The organism is Nocardioides sp. CPCC 206348, from assembly GCF_048654705.1.
Lineage (GTDB): Bacteria > Actinomycetota > Actinomycetes > Propionibacteriales > Nocardioidaceae > Nocardioides.
In genome coordinates, this window is record NZ_JBMCZA010000156.1 from 9,113 (window position 1) to 16,644 (window position 7,532).

General features: G+C 71.2%; 8 protein-coding genes and 1 pseudogene. 4 read left to right on the forward strand and 5 right to left on the reverse strand.

What is annotated here, in order from left to right; genetic code table 11:
• Positions 1-616, reverse strand: a 616-nt coding sequence (locus tag ACOADB_RS11085; RefSeq protein WP_378598182.1) for a LysM peptidoglycan-binding domain-containing protein, incomplete at its 3' end; no start/stop codon positions are given.
• Between the two features lie 142 nt (positions 617-758).
• On the opposite strand from ACOADB_RS11085, the gene ACOADB_RS11090 reads away from it, so the two are divergent.
• A complete protein-coding gene (locus ACOADB_RS11090) occupies positions 759-1,295 on the forward strand; it encodes a hypothetical protein (RefSeq protein ID WP_378598184.1) in 537 nt (178 codons plus the stop codon).
• A 52-nt stretch (positions 1,296-1,347) separates the two neighbouring features.
• On the opposite strand, the gene ACOADB_RS11095 is transcribed toward ACOADB_RS11090, so the two are convergent.
• From ACOADB_RS11095 to ACOADB_RS11110, 4 genes are read right to left on the reverse strand one after another with little or no spacing between them, the layout of a single operon-like run.
• Positions 1,348-1,695, reverse strand: a complete 348-nt coding sequence (locus ACOADB_RS11095; protein ID WP_378598186.1) for a sec-independent translocase — start codon at positions 1,693-1,695, stop codon at positions 1,348-1,350.
• Positions 1,696-1,739: 44 nt separating this feature from the next.
• A complete protein-coding gene (locus ACOADB_RS11100; RefSeq protein ID WP_378598294.1) occupies positions 1,740-2,885 on the reverse strand; it encodes an Mrp/NBP35 family ATP-binding protein in 1,146 nt (381 codons plus the stop codon).
• 50 nt (positions 2,886-2,935) lie between these two features.
• A complete protein-coding gene (locus tag ACOADB_RS11105; protein ID WP_378598188.1) occupies positions 2,936-3,481 on the reverse strand; it encodes a DUF1003 domain-containing protein in 546 nt (181 codons plus the stop codon).
• A complete protein-coding gene (locus tag ACOADB_RS11110) occupies positions 3,478-4,737 on the reverse strand; it encodes a magnesium transporter MgtE N-terminal domain-containing protein (RefSeq protein ID WP_378598189.1) in 1,260 nt (419 codons plus the stop codon). Before ACOADB_RS11110 ends, ACOADB_RS11105 begins: the two co-directional genes overlap by 4 nt.
• A 93-nt stretch (positions 4,738-4,830) precedes the next feature.
• Between ACOADB_RS11110 and ACOADB_RS11115 the strand changes: the two genes are divergently transcribed.
• The 3 genes and pseudogenes from ACOADB_RS11115 to ACOADB_RS11125 all read left to right on the forward strand — a co-directional run.
• Complete coding sequence (locus ACOADB_RS11115; RefSeq protein ID WP_378598191.1) at positions 4,831-6,414, forward strand: class I SAM-dependent methyltransferase; 1,584 nt, start codon at positions 4,831-4,833, stop codon at positions 6,412-6,414.
• Positions 6,411-6,605, forward strand: a complete 195-nt coding sequence (locus tag ACOADB_RS11120) for a DUF6752 domain-containing protein (protein WP_378598193.1) — start codon at positions 6,411-6,413, stop codon at positions 6,603-6,605. The genes ACOADB_RS11115 and ACOADB_RS11120 overlap by 4 nt, the downstream gene beginning before the upstream one ends.
• A gap of 10 nt (positions 6,606-6,615) precedes the next feature.
• A pseudogene (locus tag ACOADB_RS11125) lies at positions 6,616-7,532 on the forward strand (hypothetical protein); the annotation flags it as partial.

Genomic DNA, 7,532 nt, shown 5'->3' on the forward strand with positions numbered 1-7,532 from the left:
GGAGCTGCTGGTCGGGGAGGAGCAGGTCGGGGTCGCTCCCGATCACGGCGGCATTGGCGGCATGGATCCGGTGCCAGTACGACGTCACCTGGGCCGCGGAGGCGCCCGGACCGAGCGCCCGGGCGGCGATGGCCCACAACGAGTCGCCCGGCCGGACCCGGACCACACGCGCATCGAGGGGAGTCCCGGCCGGACCGCCACCCGTCGCGCGGTCGGGGAGCGGCAGGCCGTCCAGTGCCTCGGCGTCGAGCGGCGCGTCCGCTCCCTCGTGGGCGTGGGCGACCCCCGCGGTCGTGGAGAACACCGCGATGCCGCACGCGGCGAGCAGCAGTCCCCGGACCGCACCCACCCGACCCGGCAGCGTCCGGGTCGAACCCGGTCGGACGGCCTGGCGCACGACGTCGGTGGTCAGCCACCAGAGCGCCGCCACGGACACGAGCGCCGCCGCGGAACAGAACTGGACCAGGAGTGAGACGAAGTCCGGGCCCGGTGCTGTCACCAGGGTGGTTGCCCCGGACAGGGCCGTCCGGCCGAGCACCACGGAACCGGCGGTGACGCCCGTCCAGAGCAGCACGCCACGCATCCGGACGCGTGCGTCGCTCGCTGTTTCGATCATCCCGAGAATCCTTGCGTTTGCTTCTGTTTGCCTCAGGATGCATTCGTTCGATACCGGAGTCAATCGTTTCTCCACAGGCGGAGGCGGCATCGGACCGGACCTGCTCGCAGCGACGGCCCGCGGGCGTGGGAGTCTGGGTGCCATGGGCTGGGAGGACGATCTGTTCGCGCTGTTCGACGATCTCGAGGATCAGGCGAGCGCGCTCCACGCGGCCGAACGCACGGCGCACGTCGCCGACCGCAGCCGGTCGGAGTACCAGCAGGTCTCGCTCGCGAGCCGGCTCATGGCAACGGTCGGTACGACGGTGACGCTCGGCGTGAGCGGCGTCGGTCCCGTCACCGGGATCATCGAGCGGGTCGCCGAGACCTGGCTGCTCGTCGCGTCCGGCGACCGCGACTGGGTCATCGACCTGCGTGCGGTCGGCACCGTCGAGGGGGCCTCGGTGCGCTCGGTCCCCGACGTCGCCTGGTCGCCGCTCACCCGCCTGGGACTCGGCTCAGCCCTGCGCCGGATCGCCGAGGCGGGGGAGGCCTGTGTGCTGCACCTGCGTGACGGCAGTCGCCACGAGGGCGTCCTGCGTCGCGTCGGCGGCGACTTCTGCGAGCTCGTCGAGGGTGAGGACCGCCGTACCCTGCTGGTGGCGTTCGAGGCCCTGGCGGCGGCTCAGTCCCGCGCCTGACCTGATCCGTCCTGATCCGTCCAGGTCGTCCAGGTCGACCAGGTCGACCAGGTCAGGTGGCGTCGACGTCGTACGGCGGTCGTTCGCCGAGATCGAGGGGTACCTGCTTCGGCGTCTCGTCGTCGCTGCGGATGGCGTCCTCGAGGTCATCGAGCTCGGCCATCGCCTCGGCGATGTGCTTGCGCACGATCGCCCGCGGGTCCAGGTCGGTGAGCTCGAGGTCGGCGAACTCGGGGCCGAGCTCGGTGCGCAGCTCGTCGCGCGCGTTGTTCGCGAACTTGCGGATCTGACGGATGAACCGGCCCGCCTGCTGGGCGAGCTCGGGCAGCCGGTCGGGGCCGAAGACAAGGACGGCGAGGACAGCGATCACGACGAGCTCGCCGAATCCGATGCCGAACATTCAGCCGCCCCCTTCAGTCCGTGCTCAGGTAGCCGTGGTCGGGATCAGAACTTGTTGCTCGGCGTGAGGCCCAGCTGCATGCCGGCCAGCCCGCGGCCACGGCCGTCGAGGCGGTCGGCGATGTCGTTGAGGGCCTGCGCGGCCGGGGCCGTCGGGTTCGACTCGACGATCGGCTTGCCGGCGTCACCGCCCTCGCGCAGCGTGATGTCGAGGGGGATCCGGCCCAGCACCGGGACGTCGTACCCGAAGCGCTTCGAGAGCGTGTCGGCCACGCGGTCGCCGCCACCTGATCCGAAGATCTCGAGGCGGTGCTCCTTGCCCTCGGGCGTGCAGTGGGGGCAGGGGAGGTAGCTCATGTTCTCGACGACGCCGACGACGCGCTGGTGCATCATCGAGGCCATCGTTCCGGCGCGCTCGGCCACCTCGGCGGCGGCCTCCTGCGGCGTGGTCACGACGACGACCTCGGCACCGGGCAGGTGCTGGCCCAGCGAGATCGCCACGTCGCCGGTGCCCGGAGGCAGGTCGAGCAGCAGGACGTCGAGGTCGCCCCAGTAGACGTCGGCGAGCATCTGGACCAGGGCCCGGTCGAGCATCGGTCCCCGCCAGGCCACGACCTGGTCACGCTTCGGCTTGAGCATGCCGATCGAGATCACCGAGACCCCCGAGGGAGTCGGCACCGGCATGATCAGGTCGTCCACCTGGGTCGGGCGCGAGTCCGCGACACCGAGCATCGCCGGGATCGAGTGGCCGTAGATGTCGGCGTCGACGACGCCGACCTTGCGGCCGGCCTTCGCGAGCGCCAGGGCGAGGTTGACGGTCACCGAGGACTTGCCGACGCCGCCCTTGCCGGACGCGATGGCGAACACCTTGGTGAGCGAGCCCGGCTGCGCGAAGGTGATCTCGCGTGCGGCGGCGCCGCCGCGCAGGGTCGCGTGCAGGCCCGTCCGCTGCTCGGACGACATCACGCCGAGGTTGACCTGGACGCCGGTGACACCGGCCAGTGCGGTGACCGCGGCCGTCACGTCGCGCGTGATGGTGTCCTTGAGCGGGCACCCGGCGACGGTCAACAGGGCGTTGACCGTCACGACGGATCCGCCGTCGCCAGGGGCGATGTCGACGCTCTCGACCATGCCGAGCTCGGTGATCGGCTTCTTGATCTCCGGGTCGTTGACCGTGCCCAGCGCGGTCATGACCTGCTCGACGGACGGGGACTGCTGCGTGGTACTCACAACATCCGAGTCTAGTGAGGGGCGGGTTGCGCTCCGTCGCCGCCGTCCTCGTGAGACTCGGCACGTTCGTCGGCGCGCTCGTCGAGGTCGGCGAGCAGGGTCCGCAACTCCGAACGCAGGAAGTCACGAGTCGCCACCTCACCCACCGACATCCGCAGCGACGCGACCTCGCGGGCGAGGAACTCCATGTCGGCGTGGGCGCGGGCATCGGCCTGCCGGTCCTGCTCGGCGATCACCCGGTCGCGCGCCTCCTGGCGGTTCTGTGCGAGCAGGATCAGCGGGGCGGCGTACGACGCCTGCAGGCTCAGCATCAGGGTCAGGAAGATGAACGGGTAGGTGTCCCAGCGCCAGTCGTCCGGGGCGAGCAGGTTCCAGCCGACCCACACGACGACGAACAGCGTCATGTAGATCAGGAAGGTCGCGGTCCCCATGAACCGGGCGAACTGCTCGGCGAAGACGCCGAAGGCGTCCCTGTTGAAGCTGGGCTTCTTGACGAGCTGCCGGCGCTCCTCGCGGGGGGTGTCCAGCCGGTCCCGAGTGCGGCGCGCGTCGCTCATCGACCCGTGCCTCCGGGTCGGGGCGCGCGGTCACGCCAGTTCGTGGGAAGCATGTGGTCGAGCAGGTCGTCCACCGTGACCGCGCCGATCAGTCGCCCGTTCTCGTCGGTCACCGGCGCCGCCACGAGGTTGTACGTCGCCAGGTGGGCCGCGACCTCGTCGATGGTCGCCTCGGGGCTCAGCCACTGCATCGAGTCGTCCAGGGCGCCGGCGACGAGGGTGGACGGCGGTTCGCGCAGCAGGCGCTGGATGTGCGCGACCCCCAGCAGCTTGCCGGTCGGCGCCTCCAGCGGCGGACGGCAGACGTAGACCAGCGCCGCGAGGGCCGGCGTGAGCTCGGGGTTGCGCACGTGCGCGAGGGCGTCGGCGATGGTGGCGTCCGGGCCGAGGATCACCGGCTCCGGCGTCATCATGGCGCCGGCGGTGTTCTCGACGTACTTCATCAGCCGCCGGACGTCCTCGGCCTCCTCCGGCTCCATCAGCTGGAGCAGGATCTCGGCGGTCTCGGGCGGCAGGTCGCGCACCAGGTCGGCGGCGTCGTCGGGCGACATCTCCTCGAGGATGTCGGCGGCCCGCTCGGCCTCGAGGCCCTTGAGGATCTCGACCTGGTCGGTGTCGGGCATCTCCTCGAGGATGTCGGCGAGGCGCTCGTCGTCGAGCGCCAGCGCCACGGCCGTACGACGATCGGCGGGCAGGTCGTGCAGGATGCTCGCCGCGTCGGCGGGCCGCATCTCGTTCAGTGCGGCGACCAGGTGGGTCGCGCCCTGGCGGTCGTCGGACCGGGTGAGCCCGACGACGTCACGCCACTCGACGACATGGGTCTGCCCGCGGCGCCGGAATCCCTTCGACGGTTCGCGGACGGCGACCCGGCTGAGCACCCAGTCGCGGGTGCGCGCGGGCTCCATCGCGACGTCGTACACGGTGCCGGCGACGCCGGTGCTGGTGATGGTGACGGTGCGGTCGAGCATCTGGCCCATGACGAGGGTCTCGGTGGAGCGCTGCTCGAAGCGCCGCATGTTGAGCAGTCCGGTCGTGTAGACGTGCTCGCTGTCGATGTTGGTGACCCGCGTCATCGGCACGAAGATCCGTCGCCGACCGAAGACCTCGGCAACGATGCCGAGGACGCGGGGCTGGGTGCCTTCGGTGCGCATCGTGACGACCAGGTCGCGGACCTTGCCGACCTGGTCACCCTGGGGGTCAAAGATCGGGAGTCCGACCAGCCTGGCCGCGAACACGCGGGACGGGGTGGTGCTCACGGACCGAACGCTACCGTCCGGGGCCGTCCGTTATCGTTTGCGCACGCCCGACAGGGCCGCCGAGAAGGGCCATCAACGGGGAGGGAGCGCCACGTGCGTCGCAAGGTCGCGCAGGGTGCCGCCGGATTCCGTGGCCTCGTCGCCTCCGCCCGTGGCACCCGCGTCACCGCTGTCGACGACGCCGGCCTGGTGCTCGCCGCGCGAGGCGAGGACCGCGTGGTCGACGTCCTCTTCGACGACCGCCGGATCTGGTCCTTCTGGCTGGTGCGCGACACGGTGCAGCTGCCCAACGGGCTGCGGCAGGCCGCGTGGCCCGACCGGATGCGCCGTTTCCTCAAGGGCCGCAGCCGGATCACCGTGCGTGAGCACGTCAGCGACGAGGTCCTGTTCGACGACGAGCGCGCGTTCGGCGACTCCGAGGCCAGGATCGCCTTCGTCAACGCCGCCGGGCTGGAGATCAGCCTCGACAAGTCCGGCCGGTTCAGCCCGACGTTCTCGGTGCGCAGCCCGGAGCAGCTGCTGCCGCTGCTCGACGCGATCGAGCAGGTCACCGAGATGCTGAAGGACATCGGGATCAACGCGTTCCCGGCCTACGGGACCCTGCTGGGAGCGGTCCGCGAGGGCACCTTCCTGGGACACGACTCGGACGCCGACCTGGGGTACGTGTCGTCGTACTCCACCCCGGTGGACGTGATCCGGGAGTCGTTCGCCCTGCAGCGCGCCGTGGTCGAGCGCGGGTTCGCCACCCACCGCTACAGCGGCGGGGCGTTCCGGATCGACGTCCGCGAGTCCGACGGTTCGGTGCGTGGCCTCGACCTGTTCGGCGGCTTCCTCGACCACGGGACGCTCTACCTCCTCGGCGAGGTGGGCACGCCGTTCGAGGAGGAGTGGCTGTACCCGTTCGGGACCTGCTCCCTGATGGGTCGGGAGTTCAGCTGTCCCGCCCGTCCCGAGAAGCTCCTCGAGGCGATGTACGGCCCGAGCTGGAAGGTGCCGGACCCGGCGTACAAGTTCGAGACCCCGCAGCCCGTGGTCGACCGCTTCAACAGCTGGTTCCGCGGTACGTCGGCGCTGCGTCGCCCGTGGCAACGCGAGCTGAACGCCAAGGGTGGTCGCCCGCCCGGCGCGACACCGTCCGACCTCGCCGAACGGGTGGCCGCCGACGTCGCCCCGGGCACGCGGGTCCTCGATGTCGGCGCGGGTGAGGCAGGCGACGCGCTGTGGCTCGCGCGGCAGGGCTTCCCCACCACCGCCTATGACTTCGTGCCGCAGGGTGCGCGGGGGGCCATGAAGGTCGCCAGGACCGAGGGCCTGCCGCTGGAGGTCCGCACCCTCAACCTGACGGAGTGGCGCTCGTCCCTCGCGGAGGTCGCCCGGATCTCGCGGGTCGCCGAGCCCCGCGTCATCCTGGCCCGGCACATCTTCGACGCCACCAACAGCGTCGGACGCGAGGCGCTCGCAAGGTTCGCGGCGGGCGCCCTGCGTGGCGGCGGCCGACTCTATGCTGACGTCTGGACCGGGGGAGGCGAGCCCGACTTCGGGATCCGCCCGTTCGCGCTGGACCGTCTCGTCGCGCTGGTCGAGGCGCAGGGTGGGACCGTGGTGTCGACCACGGAGTACGACGCGGGTGCCGGCCGGCCCCGTGCAATCGGACGACTGGTGGCGGAGTGGGCATGAGCAAGCGGGACGAGATCGAGCAGCTGCAAGCGCGCGTGGCCGGCCTGGAGGGCGAGATCGCGGAGCTGCGGCGCCACCACCTGCGCCTGGCCGAGCTCGCCGATGTCGTCCAGGAACTGCTGATCCCGATGGCGAGTCGCGACGAGACCCGCATCGCCGAGGCCATCGAGAAGTTCCAGCGCGCTCAGTGACGGGTGCCTGATGGCCGAACGCGTCTACGTCCACCCGGGACTGCCGAAGACGGCGACCACGTACCTCCAGAACGTCCTCTGGAGGTCGCGGGACCAGCTGGCTGACGACGGCGTCCTGCTTCCCGGTTCCGAGCGTCGCGACCACCTGTGGTCGACGCGGGTCGTGTGCGAGGACCCCCACCTCGGGAGGCACCCCCGGCGCGCCGACGACGAACGCAGCTCCTGGGACCGGTTGCGTGCGGAGATCGCGGCGTGGCCGGGCACCGCGCTGATCAGCCACGAGTTCTTCGCCGCCGCGAGCGCCGGGCAGGCCCGGCGCATGGTCGAGCAGCTCGCGCCCGCGCAGGTGGACCTCGTGGTGACCGCCCGCGAACCCCTCGGCCTGTTCGCCGCGTCCTGGCAGGAGAGCCTGAAGAACAAGGCGGTCGCCTCGATCGAGGACTACTCCCGCACCGAGTCCTCGCGGTCGACCGACATCTGGAACTGGCGCACGCTGGACCTGCGGCTCGTCCTCGAGCGGTGGTCCGGGGCCGTGCCGTTCGCGAACATCCACGTGCTCCCGCTCGACACGTCCGCCCCCCGTGACGACATCTGGCACCGGTTCGCGGGCCTGCTCCAGCTGACACCGGACGCCTATGACCTCAACGACTCGTTCCCCAACGAGTCCATGGGCGTCGTCGAGGCGGAGACGCTGCGCCGGGTGAACGCCCACCTGGACTCGTTCAGCAATGCCTTCGACCGGGGCGTGTACCTGCGCACCTTCCTCGCCGACGAGCTGCTCGTGCCGCGCGGGGGAGAGCGGTTCTGGCCCTCCGCCGAACGCATCGCGGAGTGCCGGGAGCGCGGCGATGCCGCGATCGCCTGGCTCCGCGACCACGCGATCGACGTCGTCGGTGACATCGAGGCGCTGCGCGTGCCCGAGGACCT

Bases quoted from the DNA above. Each gene is read 5' to 3' on its own strand.
- ACOADB_RS11090 (WP_378598184.1), top strand. From the start codon at position 759: ATGGGCTGGGAGGACGATCTGTTCGCGCTGTTCGACGATCTCGAGGAT.
- ACOADB_RS11095 (WP_378598186.1), bottom strand. From the start codon at position 1,695: ATGTTCGGCATCGGATTCGGCGAGCTCGTCGTGATCGCTGTCCTCGCC.
- ACOADB_RS11100 (WP_378598294.1), bottom strand. From the start codon at position 2,885: ATGACCGCGCTGGGCACGGTCAACGACCCGGAGATCAAGAAGCCGATC.
- ACOADB_RS11105 (WP_378598188.1), bottom strand. From the start codon at position 3,481: ATGAGCGACGCGCGCCGCACTCGGGACCGGCTGGACACCCCCCGCGAG.
- ACOADB_RS11120 (WP_378598193.1), top strand. From the start codon at position 6,411: ATGAGCAAGCGGGACGAGATCGAGCAGCTGCAAGCGCGCGTGGCCGGC.